Below are 20,986 nucleotides of genomic sequence, written 5' to 3' on the forward strand. Positions count from 1 at the left end.
CCAGGCTGTTTGAAAGGATGTTGCGAGCCGCAAGGGCGTTGGCCCTTGCGGCTTTTTCATGTCTGCGAATCTACGGACAGCGTGTCTGGTAGGTGACAGTCGAAAAGTGCAAAAAAGGCGATAAGGGCTGATGGGGCCCGATGCGCGGCGTCGGTATCGTTCACTCAGCTTCCGTCATGTTGGAGGCAAGACACTTCGGAGAAGACATCTGTTCTTGCAGGTGTGGGAGCGGTCTTCTCCCCAAGCCAAACGATGCTGCAAGATGAGGTTTGCACAATGATCGAATCGGTTTCAACCAGTTGGGTATGTGGCGCCAGCCTGGACCCTGTCAACGAGAGCAGCGATTGCGCACAGGTGAAAACCAGCGAGTCGGCGCAGCGCTTGGCACGCCATGAGGAACCGCAGAAGCATGGCATCCTGATGCGCCTGTTCATCGCGATTGCCGAGTTCTTTGGCTTTCGTCCCGGCGTTGCGACGGGTGGTACGCAGGCCACGGCTTCGGCGCCGGACGTGATGCGTTCATTCAACGAGCAGATGGCCAAGGGACTCCCGGATGTCATGAGGTCGCAGGCAAACGGAATACTGGCCAAGCAGGAGGACCTGCCAACCGAGCAGTTCATGGCCAGCTACACGGAGCAGCTCACGGGCAGCAATATCATGCGTAACGCCAACTGCCTGTTGTCGAATGTCGTCAAGCTGGGCGAGCTTGTGCCAGAGCTGAAGGTCGAGATGAGCATCAACGAGGTCGATATCGTCGGCGGATACTCTCTGAAGGAAGCCCAGTACCCGGACAATATCGCACTGATGCAAAACGACTCGATGGCTGCCGCCAAGGTGCTCGATGCGGTGATATTCCTGGCTTCGCGATTTGCCGAGTTTCCGGACCCCGAGCGGGTGGGGCCTGAAGCGGCGGTGGAGTTTGTCAAAGAAGTCGATGCCGAGTTCATTGAGTTGTACGCCCAGAAGCCTGATGTGCAGGTGGCGGCTGTCGTGGTGGATGCAGGCGACGATGCCCCTGCGCTGATGACTGCCACTTTGGTCGGAGCGAGCACTGCGCAGCCTGTGGAGCCTGAAGCGATTTACGACGCGATGACCGGCGGACAATCTGAGCCGGCAACTTCGTTGAAGGCCGTCAAGCTCGGCTTTGTCAAGATTGACGATGAGGTTGCTTTGCCGACACGCAATGACTTCAACGCGACCATGAATTCGCTGCAGCGGCCGACCAGTCCGCTCTCCCAGTCGTTTGAGCACCTGGAGTATCTTGCCGAACATGGCAGTGCTGCCGAAAAGGCGATCGCTTCAATGGTCCTGGACCATACGGCGATAGGACAGTCCCACTCCTATGGCGACCTCTTCGGGCAGCGTAAGATTGAGCCCAATCTGTTGCAGGCCCACTCCGCGCTCTCGTTTGTGGACACGCTGCAGAAGAAGCTGGACATGGCAGGGCGCCTGCTCGGCGACCTGCAGGCTGCCGACGCGGCTTGAGCTTGATACTGGCTGGGACCTCAGGGCCCAGCCAGTCCTTCGAATTCCTTCTGTTCACCCACTGTGAAACCAGCCCAAGGTGATCATCGCCACCACGATATAGCGCCCACCCTTGGCCAGGGTGACCAGCAGCACGAAGCGCCAGAACGGCTCGCGCATGATCCCGGCGATCAAGGTCAGCGGGTCGCCGATCACCGGCATCCAGCTCAGCAGCAGCGACCACTGGCCCCAGCGCTGGTAGCGGCGCTGGGCGCGCTCCAGCTGGCTGGCGCTGAACGGGAACCAGCGGCGTTCGCGCAGGTGCTCGATGGCCCGCCCCAGCAGCCAGTTGACGATGGAACCGAGCACGTTGCCGAGCGTGGCCACCAGCAGCAGGATCGCCCAGGCACTCGGTTCGCGAATGAGCAGCCCGACCAGCACCGCCTCGGACTGCAGCGGCAACAGGGTGGCGGCGCCGAAGGCGCTGAGGAACAGCGCCCCGAGGCTGAGCATCAGTAGCTGGCGACCACGGTGTCCTGGCCATCCCGGGTCACACCGATGACCTGGTAGGCGTCCTTGTGGTCACCCATCTCCATGCCCGGCGAGCCCATCGGCATGCCCGGCACCGCGATGCCCTTGAGGTCGTTGCGCTTGGTCAGCAGGCGTACCTGCTCCGCCGGGACATGGCCTTCGACGAACTTGCCGTCGATCACCCCGGTGTGGCACGACGCCAGGCGTGGCTCGACGCCCAGGCGCTGCTTGACCGCGCTCATGTTCGGCTCGACGTGGTCGTTGACGGTGAAGCCGTTGTCGCTCAGGTGCTTGATCCATTCCTTGCAGCAACCGCAGTTGGGGTCGCGGTAGACGTCGATGGTCTCGGCGGCCTGGGCCAGGCCGGTGACGGCCAACAGGCCGAGTGTGAGCAGGTGTTTGCGCAGCATGGTGGAGCTCCTGTGAAACTAAACATATCGGGTTGATCAGCACCGATCCTGTGGGAGCGGGTTTACCCGCGAATGCGTCAGCGAGCCCACCATCGCATTCGCGGGTAAACCCGCTCCCACAGGGGCGGCGTCAGGCCTTAAAAGCGCAGGCGAACCCCGGCCACCAGCCGGGTCTGGCCGATGTCCTCGCCATCCTCCCGAGCCTGGTCGGCGCGGTTGCCGTGCAGGCGGTTGAAGCTGACGCCAACATAGGGTGCGAACGCGCGGGTGATCTCGTAGCGCAGGCGCAGGCCCACTTCGCTTTCGGCCAGCCCCGAGCCCTGTTCGCGCCCGGCATCGTTGCGCCCGAAGAAGTTGGCTTCGACGGTCGGTTCGAGGATCCAGCGATTGGTCAGCAGCATAGCGTAACCGGCCTCCAGGCGCAGCGCGGTCTGCTGTCGCTCGCCGGCATAGGCAGTGGCCTCCAGCTCCAGGCCGTAGAGCGGCGTGCCCTGGATGCCGAAGGCGGCCCAGCTCTGGCCGCTGGCGGGCTTGAAGTCCTGGCGCACGCCGCCGACCAGTTCCCACCAGGGGCTGATGGCATGGCCCCAGAGGGCCTGCAGCTCGGCCTTGTGGGTCTTGCCTTGTTCCCGTTCACCCTCGGTGCGCAGCCACAGGCGGTCGATATCGCCGCCGACCCAGGCGGTGGCGTTCCAGTTCAGGGCGCTGCTGTTTTCGAAGTTCTGGTACTCCAGTTGGTCGACGATCACCGCCCAGTTGGTCGCCCGGTCATGCACCTGATGTCCCGGCAACGGCGGGAAGGCGGCGCGGCGATCGGCATCGGTGATCACCGGCAGCGGTGTGCGCGGTTGGCTGGGAGGTGCCGCCGCGTGGTTCATCTGGCTGTGGTCCATGGGCATGCTGCCGTGGTTCATCTGGCCGTGGTCCATCGGCATGGCGCCATGGTTCATGTGATCCATGCCCGCGGCGAGGGCCCGTTCACTGGCCAGCAAGGCCATCAGCGCGACACCGGTGACGATGTGGCGGTTGCGGTTCTCATTCATCGACCCGTACCTCGCGGAACATGCCGGTCTCCATGTGGTAGAGCAGGTGGCAGTGATAGGCCCAGCGACCCAGGGCATCGGCGGTGACGCGGTAGCTGCGCCGGCTGCCGGGGGGCATGTCGATGGTGTGCTTGCGCACCAGGAAGCGCCCTTGTTCATCCTCCAGGTCGCTCCACATGCCGTGCAGGTGGATGGGGTGGGTCATCATGGTGTCGTTGACCAGGGTGATGCGCACCCGCTCGCCGTACTTCAGGCGTAGCGGCTCGGCATCGCTGAACTTGATGCCGTCGAACGACCAGGCGAAGCGTTCCATGTGGCCAGTCAGGTGCAGCTCGATGTCCCGCGACGGTTCGCGCCCGTCCGGATCGGGGTAGGGGCTGCGCAGGTCGGCGTAGGTCAGCACCCGGCGGCCGTTGCCGCGCAGGCCAATGCCGGGATCGGCCAGGTTGGCGCGGGGGGCCATGGTCTGCATGTCCACCAGCGGGTTATCGGTCTCGCTGGCAGGGTGGCGTTGCATCATGGTCATGCTCGAGTGGTCCATGCCCGCCATGTTGCCGTGGTCCATCGCCGGCATGTTCGAATGGTCCATCCCGCCCATGCCGCCGTGCCCCATGTCGTCCATGGTCAGCACCGGACGCGGGTCCGGCTCGGGCACGGGGGCCTGCAAACCCGCCGCGCGGGCCAGGGTGCCACGGGCGAAGCCGGTGCGGTCCATGCTCTGGGCGTACAGCGTGTAGGCGGGCAGGTCGCCCACGGTGACCAGCACGTCGTAGGTTTCGGCCACGGCGATGCGCAGTTCGTCCACGGTCACCGGGGTCACCGGCAGGCCGTCGGCGGCGATCACCGTGAGCTTCAGACCTGGGATGCGGAAATCGAAATAGGTCATCGCCGAGGCGTTGATCAGGCGCAGGCGCACGGTCTCGCCGGGCTGGAACAGGCAGGTGAAGTTGCCGTCCGGGGGCTGGCCGTTGAGCAGGTAGGTGTAGCTGGCGGCGCTGATGTCGGCCAGGTCGGTCGGGCTCATGCGCATCTTCGCCCAGGCCCAGCGGTTGTCGACAGCCTTGCTCCAGCCATTTTCCGCGACATCGTCGACGAAGTCGCCGACCGTGCGCTTGTGGTAGTTGAAGGCGTCGGACTGTTTCTTCAGGGTGGCCATCAGCGCTTCCGGCGCCTGGTCTGACCAGTCGCTGAACAGCAGCACATGGTCGCGTTGGTACTGGTGCGGCTCGGGTTCGCGGGGCTCGATGACGATGGCACCGTACACGCCAGCCTGCTCCTGCAGCCCGGAGTGGCTGTGGTACCAGTAGGTGCCGCTCTGGCGCAGGGTGAACTGGTAGAGGTAGTCGCCGCCGGGTTCGATGCCGGCGAAGCTCAGGCCCGGCACGCCGTCCATGTTGGCCGGCAGGATGATGCCGTGCCAGTGGATCGAGGTGGGCTGGTCCAGGCGGTTGCGCACGCGCAGGGTCACGGTGTCGCCCTCGCGCCAGCGCAACTGCGGGCCGGGCAGGCTGGCGTTGATGGTCTGCGCGCTGCGTGGGCGGCCGGTGATGTTGACCGGGGTCTGGCCGATGAACAGGTCGAACTGCTGGCCGCTCAGGTCGTGCAGCGGCAGGCGGCCTTCGGCGGCCTGGGCCAGTGGGCGCCAGAGGCCGAGGCCGGCCAGGGCGCTGGCGGCACCCAGGCCCTTGACGAAGGTGCGGCGGGTTGGAGTCGGTGGCATGGCGTGTTCTCGGTGCTGGCAAGGTCCATCCAATCGCGGGGCAAGCCCGCTCCCACGGTGGGAGCTTGCCCCGCGATCGGGAATGACTCCGATGGTCGTCGCCAGCGCCTGTCAGCCACCTGAGGCGGGGATTACAGATTTGTCAGGCAGCGGCCTCGCCACTCTCCAGGTCGCGCATCAGCAGGCCGAATTCCAGCGAGACCTGCTCGGGAATCGGCAGGTACACCACATGGCCGTCGCCCGGCGCCACTTCGATGGCCTGCTGCTGGCGGTTGCGCAGGCGGTGCAGGTCGAAGTGGTAGTTGCCGCGCGGGGTCATCAGCTCCAGATGGTCGCCCACGGCGAAGCGGTTCTTCACCTTCACCTCGGCCAGGCCGTCCACGCGCACCCCGGTCAGTTCGCCGACGAACTGCTGGCGCTCGGACACCGAGTTGCCGCGCTGGTAGTTCTGGTACTCGTCGTGCACGTGGCGGCGCAGGAAACCTTCGGTGTAGCCGCGCTGGGCGAGGGATTCGAGGTTGCTCATCAGGCCGCGGTCGAACGGCCGCCCGGCCACCGCGTCGTCGATGGCCTGGCGGTAGGACTGCACGGCGCGGGCACAGTAGAAGTGCGACTTGGTGCGGCCTTCGATCTTCAGCGAGTGCACGCCCATCCGAGCCAGGCGCTCGACGTGCTGGATGGCGCGCAGGTCCTTGGCGTTCATGATGTAGGTGCCGTGCTCGTCCTCGAAGGCCGGCATCTCTTCGCCGGGGCGGTTGGACTCCTGGAGCAGGAACACCTGTTCGGTCGGCGCGCCGAGGCCCAGGGTCGGCTCGCATTCACGGACGATATCGCCGGTGGCGTTCTCGCTGGCCGGGGTGGCCTGGTACTTCCAGCGGCAGGCATTGGTGCAGGTGCCCTGGTTGGCGTCGCGCTTGTTCATGTAGCCCGACAGCAGGCAGCGCCCGGAATAGGCCATGCACAACGCGCCGTGCACGAAGACTTCCAGCTCCATCTCCGGTACCTGCTGGCGGATCTCCTCGATCTCCTCCAGCGACAGCTCCCGCGACAGGATCACCCGGGTCAGCCCCAGGCCTTGCCAGAATTGAACGCTGGCCCAGTTCACCGTGTTGGCTTGCACCGACAGGTGGATGGGCATCTGCGGGAAGTGCTGGCGCACCAGCATGATCAGTCCCGGGTCGGACATGATCAGTGCATCCGGACCCATCTCGATCACCGGTGCGAGGTCCTTGAGGAAGGTCTTGAGCTTGGCGTTGTGCGGGGCGATGTTGACCACCACGTAGAAGCGCTTGCCCTGGGCCTGGGCCTCCTGGATGCCGAGGGCCAGGTTGGCGTGGTCGAATTCGTTGTTGCGCACCCGCAGGCTGTAGCGCGGCTGGCCGGCGTAGACCGCGTCGGCGCCGTAGGCGAAGGCGTAGCGCATGGTCTTGAGGGTGCCGGCGGGAGCGAGCAGTTCGGGCTTGGCGGGAAATGTCATGGTGCGCACCGGGGGCAAAAGGCGCGGATGCTAAGACGGTGGCATCGCGCAGGTATTGATCTGGATCAACGGCACTTTTGCCGATGCGCGAGGCACTAAATTGTTGAGCCCTCGAGGAATGCCCATGAACGAAGCCGTCTTGCAGAACAAAGCCCTGACCGTGCTGCTGGCACTGGTGACCATCGCCTTCATCTGGATCCTGCTGCCGTACTCCGGCGCGATCTTCTGGGCGGTGATCCTCGGGATACTCTTCGCGCCCCTGCAGCGCCACCTGTTGCTGCGCTTCGGCGGGCGGCGCAACCTGGCCACGGCGACGGCGCTGCTCACCTGCCTGCTGATCGCCGTGCTGCCGGTGATCGTCATCGGCGCCTTGCTGGTGCAGGAGGGCGCCGCGCTATACCAGCGCATCGAGAGCGGCCAGTTGGATATCGCCGGCTATATCGAACGCGGCAAGGACATGCTGCCGGCCTATGCCCAGCATTTCCTCGACCGCATGGGCATGGGCAACCTCGACGGCCTGCGCGACAAGATCAGCAAGTGGGCGACCCAGGGCAGCCAGTTCCTCGCCGGCCAGGCGTTCAGCTTCGGCCAGGGCACCTTCGAGTTCCTGGTGAGCTTCGGCATCATGCTCTACCTGCTGTTCTTCTTCCTGCGCGAGGGCGCGGAGGTGGCGCGCAAGGTGCGCCAGGCGGTGCCGCTGCCCGAGCAGCAGAAGCGCCGCCTGCAGTTGAAGTTCAAGCGCGTGGTGCGGGCCACGGTCAAGGGCAACCTGCTGGTGGCGATCACCCAGGGGGCGTTGGGCGGGCTGATCTTCTGGGTACTGGGCATTCCCAGCGTGCTGGTGTGGGCGGTGCTGATGGCGTTTTTGTCGTTGCTGCCGGCGGTGGGGGCGGGAATCGTCTGGGGGCCGGTGGCGCTGTACTTCCTGCTGACCGGGGCGATCTGGCAGGGGATCGTGCTGACCGCGTTCGGCGTGCTGGTGATCGGCCTGGTGGACAACCTGCTGCGGCCGATCCTGGTGGGCAAGGATACGCGGATGCCGGATTACCTGGTGCTGGTGTCGACCTTGGGTGGGTTGGCGGTATTCGGGCTCAACGGGTTTGTGATTGGGCCGTTGATCGCGGCGTTGTTCATTTCCAGCTGGGCGATCTTTGCCTCGACCAAGCCGCAGGTGCAGTTGCCGTCGTGATACAACTCAGGCAGGTGTAATCTACCTCAGGGGCTCTTGGCCTGCTCACCTCATTTGACTGGTCTGTTATTGGGGCAGTCGCTTACGCCTGGTTCTCTGAATACCCCTGGGCCCTCGCCCTCCTGCATTTGCCACAATCGCAACCGCGCGCGCACCGTCGCAGCACTGTGGTCCACCACGACCACTCCGTAGCAAGGTTGAAGATTCTCCACTGACAACTGTTTGAGTGCCTGAGAGGGTGAAATCGACTTGTCCCTGGCAATCTTCACGAAGCCGGCATCATCGACAAGGCGCTGGAAGGCCCCCGTATTCACTACGGTGACGCTCCTGACTTTGCCGGAAACATTGGTCACCTTCCAAGGGTGTTCCCACAAGTGCGTGTGGCCGTAAACGAATATGTCGAAGCCTCCCAACTCTCGTTGGCGGTTGGCCAGATGCGAGCGGAAGATCGATAGCTGAGGGACCAGGGTATTGGTCAGCAAGGCCCCCAGCGAATCGACGCACGGATTGCCGTTCGACTGCCGGGCTGCAGTGCGGCACAACGTACTGAGGTCATCGTCAGAAAGCTGGGTAACCAGTGTGTCGAGTTGTTTGCGCATGGCTATTTGCTGTTCATCCCCCCCTTCAATCAGCTCCCGGAGTGGGTCGTGAGCCGGAAGTGACAGTAAAAACAGCTGGTGACCGGCGCGCTCTGCTGCCTTGCGGCTGAAGCTGTCCTGGCCAGGGTCCTGGCTGCCCAGCGCATCGGCTTTCTGGGTCAGCGACGTTTCGAAAATATTGAATGCAATGAATCTGGCTGTGTCGGCCAAGGTTCCAAGCCAGCCTCGTTCCTGCATTCGGTAACGAGCACCTGCGGTTTCCGGGCTGAGATTATCGATCATCGGGTAAGCGCGTTCTTCTGCGTTGAACAATTGCTGAACGAACCGTTCTCCCCATGGCCGCACCATGAAGCGAGTTCCGTCACTCCCTCTGCTGGTCACGGACGGCCAGTTCTCGAACGAGTTCACATCGCTGCCAATTTGATGTCCATGCTCGGCAACCACATGTTTGTCCGCCGATTGCCAGATGCCGTCAGTGACCAGTTGCACCCGATCTTGTGTGTCGCCGAAGCCAGGGTAAACCTGTTGCCAAACCTGGGGCACGAGCAATGCGGCGTCATGATTGCCCGGAATCACATACAGGCGGTTGTCTCCCCTGCGTGCGAAGTTGCCCAGTAATGACAACTCATGGGCATGGGCCTTGCTGATGCGGGCTGCCAGCCGCGTCACCTCATCCACCGTGCAGCCCGCATCAGCTGAACCGCTGCCGCAGGGAATATCCGTGGGTGTTTGCCATAGCTCAAGGAAGTCCCCGGCGATGACCAGATCGATGTTGTCGCCGTATTCACTGGACAGTGCTTGTAGGAAGCCGGCAAGGGCATTCGGCCAACGGAAGTCTTCATAGGGGTGCCAATGCCCAGCGGCTTCTTTTCCCAAGCCGAAATGCAGGTCGCTGATCAGGATGCTTACCCGTGCTGCGGCCATAGGCGAGCCGTTGGGTAGCAGATACATCAAAACGGTGAGCAATGTAGCCATCATTGTGCCACGCATGGCATATTCTCTCCCTAGTGATTCGCTTCGGTGGAGCTGCAAAGCTTCACATCGTGATTGCCAATGATCTGCAGCTCCAAAGCCATGTCGCTGTAGCCGGGGTGCTCGTGGTAGGCCTGCATCGTGTCATCCACTGCACGGTTGAACAGCTCGATCAGTCTGGCCGGCTCGCCCTTGTCCTGAGCTTTCTTGATGGCATTGGCAAAACTGATGGCGAAGTGTGTGCCGAATGTCGTGTCAACCTGAAACGGGGAGGTGATGACAGCTTCCATACCGTTGTCCAACAGATGGTTCATGAAGTTTCGGCTCTCCCTGGATGCGCCACTTGTGGTACAGGCTGCTAGCACCGCGAAGCTGCCAGCTCCGAACGTCCTGCGAACTTCTGCATTGATGACACGATCCGGCTTTTCATCCCATGCGTAGGTAATGCCCCCTTTATCGTGATGTGCAAGTAGCAGCAAACCGGTGCGAGGAGGGTTATCGTTACCTCGTGATCTGAGGAAGTTGAATAGTTGAGGGTTGTCACGGTACCAATGGTTCCCGGCCCCTGTTGGGCGCCAGTCCGATTTTGCAAGCAACTCGGCTGCCTCGGCTTGGGCACCTTCAAGTCGATCGGGAATGGCCAGGTCCCAGTTATCGACGCAACTATTCTTGGGGAGTGAATTGGGCTCGGCTACCGGTTGAACGACCGTCAGTCTTTTTGACAGGATCCGTTCCTGGGCATCGGCCGCCAGCAAAGCGAGCGGCAGATATTGAATTGATCCATCGTTATCGAAGTACCGGGTGAGCACCATGGCAGGGGTTGACTGCGCGGCAAGCTCCTTCAGCGTCTTCTTTGCGTGCTCGGTCACTGCATCCTCGCTGCGCTCACGAGCGTTGAAGATGGATGCGGAAAGCTGCCGTACAACGCTGTCGTAAGGGCGTTGCTTGTCAATCTCATCATGAGCCTTGGTAATCGACCGTTGCAGGTTTTCGGGTTGTTGAAGAAAACGGGACAGTTCGTCTTTGAGTGTCCAGGCATGGACGGGAGGGGGGGCGCCTTTATCCAGAGCGCTCTGCAGCTCGGTCCGGCTGACGAAAACGGCCACGGTCTTGGCGTCGCCTTCACGCTTGCTGCCAGTATCGAAGAACTGTAGGGCTGCGTCGGCTTGCGACAGGGGGTCTTGTGCATCCAGTGACAGCAGGCTGTCGATGCCTCCGTCAATGGAGGCTTTGCAATCAGGTGTAGGACTGCCAGCATGCGCCACCACGGGGACATTGATCACGATCTGATCAAGGGGCCGTAAACCACTGAAGTTCCAGATGGAGAATGCAATCTGCGCGCAGCCCGTTCGATTGGCGACGACTATGGGCCAGGTGAGTGGTTCGCTGACGGAAAGTGCCTTGGAAAGTGTCTGCAGTGTTATCTGGCGACTTGCGGCCTGCTCGACCAATTGTAAATCGTTGGCCTGGGGGACCAGCCGGTCCCGTTTAATTTTGAGTACCTTCGCGGTCAGTGGTTGGTCCGCGCGCACGGTCAGAATATCACTGGTAATGACAGGGCGAATCAGCAGGGAGATATCGGCACCTTCTGGAGTTCGTTGGATTTCTCTGAAGATCCACTGCTCTGCTGCTGTCGCGAGGGTGCCGGGGTAGGAAGCCCGCCCTAAGTCAAGCGTCAGGTCGTACTCTCGGTCTGGGTATAGCTGCTGGCTAAATGTTTCACTACCTGACTGATACCAGGTGTTCCAACGTAGGTCGCTGCCTGGCTCGCCGGTAGCGCTCATTGGATGAAACACCATAGGCTCTTGCAGTGCAGTCAGCAGACCTTTATCGACTTTGTCGATCGTTTTCCATTGTGTTTTTTCGACTAGGTGACGCCATTCGTTACGGATATTGTTGTCTACTTCTAGTTCATTCTCGGGAAAGGACGGCCTTGGCCGATACATGGAATCGCGGGTTGTTCTGAATGCCGAGTCGATGTGCTCACGTACCTCCGTAGAGAGTTGTGCATACTTGGACTTGTTGTAGATGACGGCCAAGGCAGAGAAGCGGTGAGAGGTCATTGCTATATAAGGCGTCTCGAAGGAGTGCCCTAACTCCCTCAGGGGAAGTTCGGCAGCATCAATCGTTCCATGCTCCAAGGCTCTGACAATCTCTTTATTGTTCTGCATCAGTACGAGGCTCGCACCAGTAGCCTCAAGGGGGCCACGCATTGGGCTGTCCTGCAATAGCGCCACCCTGCTGCCGCGATAGTCGCCAGGCGACCTGGCCGGTGTTTGGCTGGCGAGTACGTACGTGTCCACATACAGCGCACCGCCAATCTGCCCAAGGCCCGAGCTCTTGAGGCTGGAAAGCAGATAAGGAGTGGTCTCATGGCCGAAAACGCCGGAAAAAAGTTTATCCGCAGCACCTTCGCTAACGATGAACGGTAAGTCGAACACTGCGAAGTTTGGCGCATAGCGACTGATACCACTGGTGGGGACAAGCGCAATGTCGATTTTCCCTTGACGCACCTGGTCGACAACTTCCGAGGCTTCTGACGCTAGCCTCACTTCAACGCTGGCCTGGGTGGGTAGCCTTGTCTTCAACGCTCCGACATCAAAACCGGTGTCCGGGGGTAATGCCACTTGAACAAAGACACTTTGAGACGGCGTTGTTGCAGAGGCCAGGCTGAGCTGGCCAAAGAATATGGCAGTGGCAATCAAACCGGCTTTCATAGTACTCGGCTCCCGCTTTGCCATGCATTGAACCAATGCATGGACAATGCACACGGGTGTGGACCGTGTCTCCAAATGCCATCATTTAATCTAGCTGACGTAAGCCATCGGTCAATGGTCGATGGTGCTCTTTTGCTATCTAGGATGTTGCGCCGACTTCGCTGCGCGCTGCTACATTTTTCCAGGCGTGCATGCGACGGGAGAAACCAATGGTTGGCAACGTTTCAACTGTGTGCCGGGTGGTACTGGTCGTCATCTTTTCCTGGGTTTTGGCAGGTTTGTCCGGCTGTAAACCCGAGATGCTGACTTCCCCCATCCCCAGTCCCTTTACCGTCGCATCGCTACCTATCGGAGCGGCGGGCATTGGTGATGATCGGCAACTGTTTGCCAATCATCTTGCGGCAGAGTTGGCCCGATCTCCGATGGGGCGCGCAAGCAGTGTCCAGGCATGGATCCATTGGCCTGAGCAGGCTGTTGCCGGTCCAACGTCTGAAGTTTCGTTAAGGGGCGTTTCCGTGCTTGTGATTCCAGGAATCTTCGGTGACTGCGTGGCCGATCAGTCGCTGCCGTTCAGCGACGGTACCACCAGGACACCGGTACGCAATCTCACCGAAGGTTACACCTACCTGGCATCCCTTGGGCTCCGACGAGTACGTGCTGTGGCGGTGGGAGGGAGAGTCTCGTCCATGACCAATGGCATGACGATAGCTGATGCCATCCGCCAAGAGGCGATGGATCCGGCAGTATTGCGGATCGTCGTCGTTGGTTACTCGAAAGGCGCGGCGGATACTCTGGAAGCGCTTGCGCAACTGGGAAATAGGGGACTGCCTCGAAAGCCGTTGTCGTTCGTTTCGCTGTCTGGGGTGGTGATGGGCACCCCCCTGGCCGATACCCATGATGACCTTTACAAGAAGCTTGCTTCTCGATTCAACGGATTGCAGTGTACCCCCTCGGATGGACATGAGGTCACGAGCCTCACTCGACGTGAGCGTGTACGTTGGTTGGCGAACCACCCGAGGCTGCCTGAGGTGAACAGCTATACCGTGCTTGCCTACACTGCTGCCGAGGATGTTTCACCGGGATTACGTCCTTTCTACGAACGCCTTGCCAGAGTTGATCCTCGCAATGATGGTCAGATGCTCGCCGCGGAGGCGGTGCTGCCGGGCTCCACCTTGTTGGCAGAAGTGAAATCGGACCACTGGACTTACGTATTGCCTTTGCGAGATCACCCAAACGTGCTGGTGCGTGGCGCTGCGGCCAACCGTTCCTTCCCCCGTGCGGCTTTTTTTCGAGCTTTGTTGCGTACGGTCGTTGAGTTGGACGAGGCGCGGCAACGCCGTAACGATCTAGCCGTCAGTCAACGGAAGCTGTAGGAAACCCCCGCATACACCCCAAACCCTTCCCCCGGCGTCGAGCGGGCGATGTCCTGCCCGGCATCGTTGTACCCCGGTGTCACCGTCGCCGCGTAACGCTTGTTGGTCAGGTTGCGCAGGTCGAGCCAGGTCTGCCAGTCCCGTTTCGGCGAGTCCCAGCCCAGGCGCGCGCCGAGCAGGGCGTAGGCGTCGGCGTGGTAGCTGTTGGCGTAGTCCACCTGCACCTTGGAGGCCATCTGCGTGTTCACCCCGGCGTAGAAGCCGCTCGGCCAGTCGTAGCGCAGTTCGGCCTGGTAGTAGTGCATGGGGATGCCGGGCAGGCGGTTGTCGCCGAACTTGTCGTCGTCGCGGTAGTGGAAGTCGCTGAAGGTGTAGGCCTGGCGCAGGCTGAGCTTGCCGGTGCCCGGCTGTTCCCAGAGCAGGCTGTCCAGGCCGGCCTCGACGCCCTGGTGCACGGTGGGGCTGGCGTTGAACTCCTTGAACGGCAAGCCTTGCACGACTTCCACGTTCAGCAGTTCGTGGCGTACCTGGGCGTAGTACCAGGCCAGGTCCCAGCGCCCCAGTGCCGAATCGCCGCGGGCGCCCAGCTCGAGGGTGGTGGCGGTCTGGTTCTGCATCTTCATGGGCTGGTTGGCGACCGGCGCACTCCAGACCAGCGACCACGGGTGCGGCGGCTCCACCGAGCGGCTGAGGTTGCCGTAGACCTGCAGGTCCGGGTGGATGTCGTAGCGCAGGCCCAGGCGTGGGGCGTAGTCCCAGTCATGCTGGCTGACCTTGCCGCCACTGCTTGGGTAGGTGACGTCGCTTTCGCGGCGGGTGTAGATCATCGCCAGGCCCGTGGTCAGCCACAGGTTCGGAATCAGCTCCAGGTCGTTGCCCGCATGCAGCACGGTGTCCGAACCCTGGTAGCTGAAATCGCGGGTGCGGGCACCGAAATTGTCGCCGCCGTTGCGGGCGAACTGCGAGGCGCCGCTGTTGGGCAAGTGCTTGGTGGTGCGCCAGCCGAGGGTGGTCTTGCTCTCGTGGCCGAACAGGGTGTCGCGCCGCAGGTAGTTCAGCGTGCCGCTGACATCGGTGTAGGCGACCTTCAGGCGCATCGGGCCTTCGCGCAGGTCCATGGGATAGTCGTGATAGACCAGCCCGGCCACCAGACGCGAATCGTCATCCAGGAAGAAGGTGGTCTTGTTGCCCACCCAGGTGCTGCCCGGTTGCGGGCGGCTGTCGTCGCGGGCCAGGTATGCCGGGTTGGCGGCACGGGGATGGTGCTTGATCTGGTCCTTGGTCAGGCGCCCGGCCAGGTCGTTCTCGGTTTCCCGGTAGCGCAGGTAGAAGCGCGTCTCCAGGTTCGGGTTGAAGCGGTAGCCGACGTTGGCGGCGATGCCCTTGGCGCTGCCGCTGCTGTGGTCCTGGTAGCCGTCGTACTCGGCATCGGTCAGGGCCACGTAGTAGTCGAGATTGCCCAGCACCTGCCCGGAGCTGATGTGCCGGCGCTGGTAGCCACGGCTGCCGACTTCGTAGCGCACCTGCAAGGGCGCGGCATCGTAGCCGGTATGGGTCACATAGTTGATCGCGCCACCCAGGGCCAGCGAGCCCTGGTCGAAGCCATTGGCGCCGCGCAGCACTTCGGCACGGCTCAGCCACAGCGGTTCGAACAGTTCATAGGGCGTGCCGCCCGGACCGGTCAGCGGCAGGCCGTCGAACATCGTGTACACGCCCGAGCCGTGGGCGCCCGGCGCGCGGTTGATGCCCGAACCACGGATCGACAGCTTGATGCCATCGTTGCCCGCCGACTGGGCGAACACCCCCGGCTGATAGGCCAGCACGTCCTGGTTGCTGGCCACCCGGCCCTGGCCCACCTTGTCCATGTCCACCAGGTTGCTGGCGCCGGGGATTTCGCGCAGCTGGTCAGCGGCGGCTTCCAGTTCGGATTGCCCCCGGTCGTGGATCAGCACCTGGTCGAGTTCGACGCGGTTGGCGGCCTGAGTGGCGCCGGCGACGAACAGGGCCAGCAGGGAGTAGGGGAGGGTGGGGCGCATGGGGACGGGGTTCCAGATCGAGTGCGGGAGTCTGACGCTGCAAAGGGCAGACGAAGCACAGTGGTCGATCTGTAATCGCAATCGCGGGGCAAGTCGCATCGGCGCACCGCCGCTCCCACGCCATTTCCAGATATCCAGCCCTCTTGAGGCAGCGTGGGAGCGGGCTTGCCCCGCGATGGGATGTAATGCAACGCTAAAAAAACACCCCGCCGAGGCGGGGTGTCTTGTGACGCAGTCAGCCGATCAGCCGATCAGTTGCAGGCCAGCCTGCTGCACCATCTCCAGCAGCGGCTGCGGGTACACGCCCAGCACGAAGGCGAGGATGGCGATGGCCAGCAGCATCACGCCGCCGGTGCGCTGTTCCCACTTCAGCGGGGCGTCGTGGCGACGCAGGTTCGGCTCGACCAGGTACAGGGTGACCATGACGCGCAGGTAGTAGTACACGCCGATGGCGCTACCGATCACCAGGGCGCCGACCAGCCACCACAGGTGCGACTCGACGCCGGTGGCGATGATGTAGAACTTGCCGATGAAGCCTGCGGTCAGCGGGATACCGGCCAGCGACAGCATCATCACGGTCAGTACCGCGGTCAGGTACGGACGGCGCCAGAACAGGCCACGGTACTCGTACAGGGCGTCTGCGTCACGACCGGCGTATGGCGAGGACATCAGGGTGATCACGCCGAAAGCGCCGAGGCTGGTGATCACGTAGGTGACCAGGTACACGCCCATGGCCTCCAAGGCCAAGCCCTTGCTGGCAACCAGGGCAATGACCAGGTAGCCGAAGTGGGCGATGGACGAGTAACCGAGCAGACGCTTGAGGTTGCTCTGGGTCAGCGCCAGCAGGTTGCCGATGATGATCGAGGCAACCGCGATCACCGCCAGCACGGTGCTCAGCACGCCGCTGCTGGCAGCGGGGGAGAGCATGAACAGGCGTACGACCACGGCGAACACCGCGACCTTGCTGGCGGTGGCCAGGAACGCGGCGACCGGCGCCGGGGCACCTTCGTACACGTCCGGGGTCCACAGGTGGAACGGCACCAGCGACAGCTTGAAGGCCAGGCCGACCAGCATCATGCCCAGGCCTAGCTGCGCCAGCAGGCTCGGCATGCTGGTGGCGGCCAGGGCCTTGCCCAGCTGGTCGAAGGTCAGGCTGCCTGCATCAGCGTACAGCAGCGCCATGCCGAACAGCAGGAAGGCGGAACCGGCGGCCGAAAGCACCATGTACTTGATGCCGGCTTCCAGCGAGCGCTTGTTGAAGAAGGCGTACGCCACCAGGCCGTAGACCGGCACCGACAGCAGCTCCAGGCCGATGAACAGGCCGGCCAGGTGGTTGGCGCTGACCAGCACCAGGCCACCCAGTGCCGACATCAGCAGCAGCAGGTACAGCTCTTCACGGTTGCCAGGGAAGCCCTTGGAGCCTTCGCCCAGGTAGGCGTGGGCGAGGGTGACGCAGGCCAGCGTCGCCACCAGGATGATCGCCATGTACAGGCAGGCGAACTTGTCGATGGTCACCAGCGAGGTGACCGCCAGCGGCGCGACTTTAAGTGCCGGCAGGATCGACAGCAGGGCCAGGTTCAGGCCCACGGTGGACAGCAGGAAGGTCTGCGAGTGGTTGCGCTTCCAGGCGATCGCCAGCATCACCACCACCGTGGTGATGGTGGTGATCAGCATCGGCGCCAATGCGATGAAGTGTTGAGTGGTGAATTCCATAGCGCTCTTACCGGGCCGAAGCGAGTTGAGTGAAAGCGGAACCGAGCCACTGCTGCACACCGCTCATGGTGGCGGCAGAGGTGTCCAGGAACGGCTGCGGATACACGCCCAGCAGGATCAGCAGGCCCGCCAGGCCCAGCACCATGATCAGCTCGCGACCGTCCATGCCGGCCAGCACGGTGTCGGCCTTGGCCGGACCGAAGTAGGCGCGGTGGATCATGATCAGCGAGTACACCGAGCCGAATACCAGGCCGGTGGTGGCGATCACGGTGATCCATGGGACGTGGGCGAAGCTGCCGATCAGGATCAGGAACTCGCCGACGAAGTTGCCGGTGCCTGGCAGCCCCAGCGATGCGGCGGCGAAGAACAGGCTGATGGCCGGCAGGTAGGCGATGCGGTGCCACAGGCCACCCATCTCGCGCATGTCACGGGTGTGCAGGCGCTCATACAGCTGGCCGGCCAGGATGAACAGCGCGGCGGCCGACAGGCCGTGGGCCAGCATCTGGATCACCGCGCCCTGCAGGGCCTGCTGGCTGCCGGAGTAGATGCCGATCAGCACGAAGCCCATGTGCGAGACGCTGGAGAAGGCCACCAGGCGCTTGATGTCGGTTTGCGCGAAGGCCAGGAAGGCACCGTAGAAGATACCGATCAGGCCCAGGGTCATGGCGATCGGCGCGAACTCGGCCGAGGCGTTCGGGAACAGCGGCAGGGCGAAGCGCAGCAGGCCGTAGGCCGCGGTCTTCAGCAGGATGCCCGCCAGGTCCACGGAACCTGCGGTCGGCGCCTGGGCGTGAGCGTCAGGCAGCCAGGAGTGGAACGGCACCACCGGCAGCTTCACCGCGAAGGCGATGAAGAAGCCCAGCATCAGGATGTACTCGACGCCGGCCGGCAGCTCGGCCTTGAGCAGGTCGCTGTAGTTGAAGGTGATCACGCCGGTGCTGTTGTAGTTGACCAGCACCAGGCCGAGGATCGCCACCAGCATGATCAGGCCGCTGGCCTGGGTGAAGATGAAGAACTTGGTCGCCGCGTAGATCCGGGTCTTCTTGCCGTCGGAGGAGCTGTGACCCCAGAGCGCGATGAGGAAGTACATCGGCACCAGCATCATTTCCCAGAAGAAGAAGAACAGGAACAGGTCCAGGGCCAGGAACACGCCGACCACGCCGCCGAGGATCCACATCAGGTTGAGGTGGAAGAAGCCGACGTGGCGCTGGATCTCTTTCCACGAGCACAGCACCGACAGCACGCCGAGCAGGCCGGTGAGCAGGATCATCAGCAGCGACAGGCCGTCGAGGGCCAGGTGGATGCTGATGCCGAAGCGCTTGATCCACTCGACCTTGTATTCGAGGGCCCAGGCGGGTTCGGCGCCCGGCGCGGGGGCCAGGGTGTAGTTGCCGTTCGCCCACAGCCACAGGCCGATGCCAAGCAGCAGGGACATGGTCAGCAGCGCGATCCAGCGCGGCAGGGTGGCGCCGAAGCGCTCACCCAGCCAGCACAGGAAGCCGCCGATGAAGGGGATCAGGATCAGCCAAGGCAAAATCATGACGGGTTGGTTTCCTTTGGCAAAGTCGCAAGATTCATAGTCATACCGCGGCCACTACCACGGCACCGAGCACCAGCACGGCGCCCACGGCGATCGAGGCGGTGTACCAGCGCAGCTGGCCGGTCTCGGTCTTGCTCATGGCGACGTGGCCGCCACGGGCCATCCGAGGGATGAGGCCGATGCTGCGGTCAACCGGGTCCTTGCGCAGGATGTGGCTGATCAGCAGGTAAGGTTTGACGAAGAGCTTGTCGTAGATCCAGTCGAAGCCCCAGGCGGCGAACCACCAGGCCGACAGGACGCGACCGATACCGCTGTTGGCGACCGCAGTGACGAAGCGGCGCTTGCCCAGGAACAGCAGGGCCGACAGCAGGATACCGGCGATGGCGATGGCGCCCGAGGCGATCTCCAGCGAGTGCTTGGCTTCGCCACCGGCGTGGCCGGCGCTCTCAGGCAGCACGCCTGCCAGCGGCGGATGGATCCAGGCGCCGATGAAGGTCGACAGCACGATCAGCACGCCCAGCGGCAGCCAGTGGCTGATGCCGTGGCCGGCGTGGGCTTCGGTCTTGGCTTCGCCGTGGAAGGCGATGAAGATCAGGCGGAAGGTGTACAGCGAGGTCATGAACGCGCCCACCAGACCTGCGTACAGCAGGCCGGTGTTGCCGCTGGCGAAGGCTTCCCAGAGGATCTCGTCCTTGGAGTAGAAGCCCACGGTCAGAATCGGCAGGGCAGCCAGGGCGGCGCCACCGACCACGAAGCTGGCGTAGGCCAGCGGCAGCTTCTTCCACAGGCCGCCCATCTTGAAGATGTTCTGCTCGTGGTGGCAGGCGACGATCACCGCGCCGGAGGCAAGGAACAGCAGGGCCTTGAAGAAGGCGTGGGTCATCAGGTGGAAGATCGCCGCGTCCCAGGCACCGACGCCCAGGGCCAGGAACATGTAGCCGATCTGGCTCATGGTCGAGTAGGCGAGGATACGCTTGATGTCGGTTTGTACCAGGGCCGCGAAGCCGGCCAGGACCAGGGTCACGCCACCCACGACGCCGACCAGGTGCAGGACGTCCGGCGCCAGCAGGAACAGGCCGTTGGTACGGGCGATCAGGTACACGCCCGCGGTCACCATGGTGGCCGCGTGGATCAGCGCCGAAACCGGGGTCGGGCCGGCCATCGCGTCGGCCAGCCAGGTCTGCAGCGGCAGCTGCGCCGATTTACCGACTGCGCCACCCAGCAGCATCAGGGTCGCCAGGACCATCCAGGTATCGCCCGCCTGGAACTTCTGCGGTGCCAGCACCAGCAGTTCCTGCACGTTCAGGGTACCCAGCTGGACGAACAGGATGAACAGGCCGATGGCCATGAACACGTCGCCGATGCGGGTGACGATGAACGCCTTGAGTGCCGCGTTACCGTTGTTGCGGTTGCTGTAGTAGAAACCGATCAACAGGTACGAGCACAGGCCCACGCCTTCCCAGCCGAAGTAGATGAACAGCAGGTTGTCGCCCAGCACCAGGAACAGCATGCTGGCGATGAACAGGTTGGTGTACGAGAAGAAGCGCGAGTAACCGGCTTCGCCACGCATGTACCAGGAAGCGAACAGGTGGATCAGGAAGCCGACGCCGGTGACCACGCCCAGCATGGTGACCGACAGGCCATCCACGTACAGGGTGAAGTTCGGCGCGAAGCCGTCCACCGACATCCACTGCCACAGCAGCTGGCTGTACGCGCCGCCTTCAGGCGGGGCGACGTTGAACTGCCAGATCACGTAGGCGGCGGTGGCCGCCGACAGACCGACCGAGCCGACGCCGACCAGCGCCGACAGGTTCTCGGACCAGCGGCCGCGCGAGAACGACAGCAGCAGGAAGCCGATCAGGGGGAATACGAACGTCAGGAAGATAAGGTTCATCCGCGCATCTCACTGGCAGCATCGATGTCGAGAGTGTGGAAGCGGCGATACAGCTGCAGCAGGATCGCCAGGCCAATGCTGGCCTCGGCGGCTGCCAGGCTGATCACCAGAATGAACATCACCTGGCCGTCGGGCTGGACCCAACGGGCGCCGGCGACGATGAACGCCAGGGCGGAGGCGTTCATCATGACTTCCAGGCTCATGAGCACGAAGAGGATGTTGCGGCGGACCATCAGGCCAACCAGACCTAAGCAGAACAGGATGCCGGCGACCGCCAGACCATGCTCGAGAGGGATAGCACCCATGAT

Annotated in this window: 15 protein-coding genes; 3 read left to right on the forward strand and 12 right to left on the reverse strand. The window is 62.9% G+C overall.

Features of this window, described 5'->3' with window-relative positions; all coding sequences use genetic code 11:
• Positions 1-276: 276 nt before the first annotated feature.
• Entirely contained in the window at positions 277-1,485 is a 1,209-nt protein-coding gene (locus tag K2O50_RS09595; RefSeq protein ID WP_050704932.1) for a hypothetical protein, read from the forward strand.
• A gap of 54 nt (positions 1,486-1,539) precedes the next feature.
• On the opposite strand, the gene K2O50_RS09600 is transcribed toward K2O50_RS09595, so the two are convergent.
• From K2O50_RS09600 to yegQ, 5 genes are all read right to left on the reverse strand, one after another.
• Positions 1,540-1,977, reverse strand: a complete 438-nt coding sequence (locus K2O50_RS09600) for a YqaA family protein (protein ID WP_050704933.1) — start codon at positions 1,975-1,977, stop codon at positions 1,540-1,542.
• Positions 1,977-2,405 (reverse strand): DUF411 domain-containing protein, encoded by a 429-nt coding sequence (locus tag K2O50_RS09605; protein WP_050704934.1) that lies wholly within the window; start codon positions 2,403-2,405, stop codon positions 1,977-1,979. The genes K2O50_RS09600 and K2O50_RS09605 overlap by 1 nt, the downstream gene beginning before the upstream one ends.
• Before the next feature lie 137 nt (positions 2,406-2,542).
• Positions 2,543-3,448 (reverse strand): copper resistance protein B, encoded by a 906-nt coding sequence (locus tag K2O50_RS09610; RefSeq protein ID WP_050704935.1) that lies wholly within the window; start codon positions 3,446-3,448, stop codon positions 2,543-2,545.
• Complete coding sequence (locus K2O50_RS09615) at positions 3,441-5,168, reverse strand: copper resistance system multicopper oxidase (RefSeq protein WP_050704936.1); 1,728 nt, start codon at positions 5,166-5,168, stop codon at positions 3,441-3,443. Before K2O50_RS09615 ends, K2O50_RS09610 begins: the two co-directional genes overlap by 8 nt.
• Positions 5,169-5,310: 142 nt before the next feature.
• Positions 5,311-6,645: a tRNA 5-hydroxyuridine modification protein YegQ gene (gene yegQ, locus K2O50_RS09620; protein WP_050704937.1), complete on the reverse strand. Its 1,335-nt coding sequence runs from the start codon at positions 6,643-6,645 to the stop codon at positions 5,311-5,313.
• Between the two features lie 124 nt (positions 6,646-6,769).
• Between yegQ and K2O50_RS09625 the strand changes: the two genes are divergently transcribed.
• The gene (locus K2O50_RS09625) at positions 6,770-7,834 is read left to right on the forward strand and encodes an AI-2E family transporter (protein WP_198744988.1); all 1,065 of its coding nucleotides are present in this window, start codon (positions 6,770-6,772) and stop codon (positions 7,832-7,834) included.
• A 50-nt stretch (positions 7,835-7,884) separates the two neighbouring features.
• On the opposite strand, the gene K2O50_RS09630 is transcribed toward K2O50_RS09625, so the two are convergent.
• Together K2O50_RS09630 and K2O50_RS09635 are read right to left on the reverse strand one after the other, a co-directional pair.
• A complete protein-coding gene (locus K2O50_RS09630; protein ID WP_220690003.1) occupies positions 7,885-9,423 on the reverse strand; it encodes a metallophosphoesterase in 1,539 nt (512 codons plus the stop codon).
• Between the two features lie 14 nt (positions 9,424-9,437).
• Positions 9,438-12,122, reverse strand: a complete 2,685-nt coding sequence (locus K2O50_RS09635; RefSeq protein WP_050706498.1) for a TRAP transporter substrate-binding protein — start codon at positions 12,120-12,122, stop codon at positions 9,438-9,440.
• 209 nt (positions 12,123-12,331) lie between these two features.
• Between K2O50_RS09635 and K2O50_RS09640 the strand changes: the two genes are divergently transcribed.
• Positions 12,332-13,495: a hypothetical protein gene (locus tag K2O50_RS09640; protein WP_156329658.1), complete on the forward strand. Its 1,164-nt coding sequence runs from the start codon at positions 12,332-12,334 to the stop codon at positions 13,493-13,495.
• On the opposite strand, the gene K2O50_RS09645 is transcribed toward K2O50_RS09640, so the two are convergent.
• From K2O50_RS09645 to nuoK, 5 genes are all read right to left on the reverse strand, one after another.
• Positions 13,480-15,531, reverse strand: a complete 2,052-nt coding sequence (locus K2O50_RS09645) for a TonB-dependent receptor domain-containing protein (RefSeq protein ID WP_220690004.1) — start codon at positions 15,529-15,531, stop codon at positions 13,480-13,482. The genes K2O50_RS09640 and K2O50_RS09645 overlap by 16 nt on opposite strands.
• A 243-nt stretch (positions 15,532-15,774) precedes the next feature.
• Complete coding sequence (nuoN, locus tag K2O50_RS09650; protein ID WP_038706426.1) at positions 15,775-17,244, reverse strand: NADH-quinone oxidoreductase subunit NuoN; 1,470 nt, start codon at positions 17,242-17,244, stop codon at positions 15,775-15,777.
• 7 nt (positions 17,245-17,251) lie between these two features.
• The gene (gene nuoM, locus K2O50_RS09655) at positions 17,252-18,784 is read right to left on the reverse strand and encodes an NADH-quinone oxidoreductase subunit M (protein WP_050706496.1); all 1,533 of its coding nucleotides are present in this window, start codon (positions 18,782-18,784) and stop codon (positions 17,252-17,254) included.
• Positions 18,785-18,824: 40 nt separating this feature from the next.
• The gene (gene nuoL, locus K2O50_RS09660; RefSeq protein WP_050706495.1) at positions 18,825-20,678 is read right to left on the reverse strand and encodes an NADH-quinone oxidoreductase subunit L; all 1,854 of its coding nucleotides are present in this window, start codon (positions 20,676-20,678) and stop codon (positions 18,825-18,827) included.
• Positions 20,675-20,983: an NADH-quinone oxidoreductase subunit NuoK gene (gene nuoK, locus K2O50_RS09665; protein WP_008096201.1), complete on the reverse strand. Its 309-nt coding sequence runs from the start codon at positions 20,981-20,983 to the stop codon at positions 20,675-20,677. Before nuoK ends, nuoL begins: the two co-directional genes overlap by 4 nt.
• Positions 20,984-20,986 lie beyond the last annotated feature (3 nt).

Origin of the sequence: Pseudomonas sp. 2hn (genome assembly GCF_019646095.1) — a bacterium.
GTDB lineage: Bacteria > Pseudomonadota > Gammaproteobacteria > Pseudomonadales > Pseudomonadaceae > Aquipseudomonas > Aquipseudomonas peradeniyensis.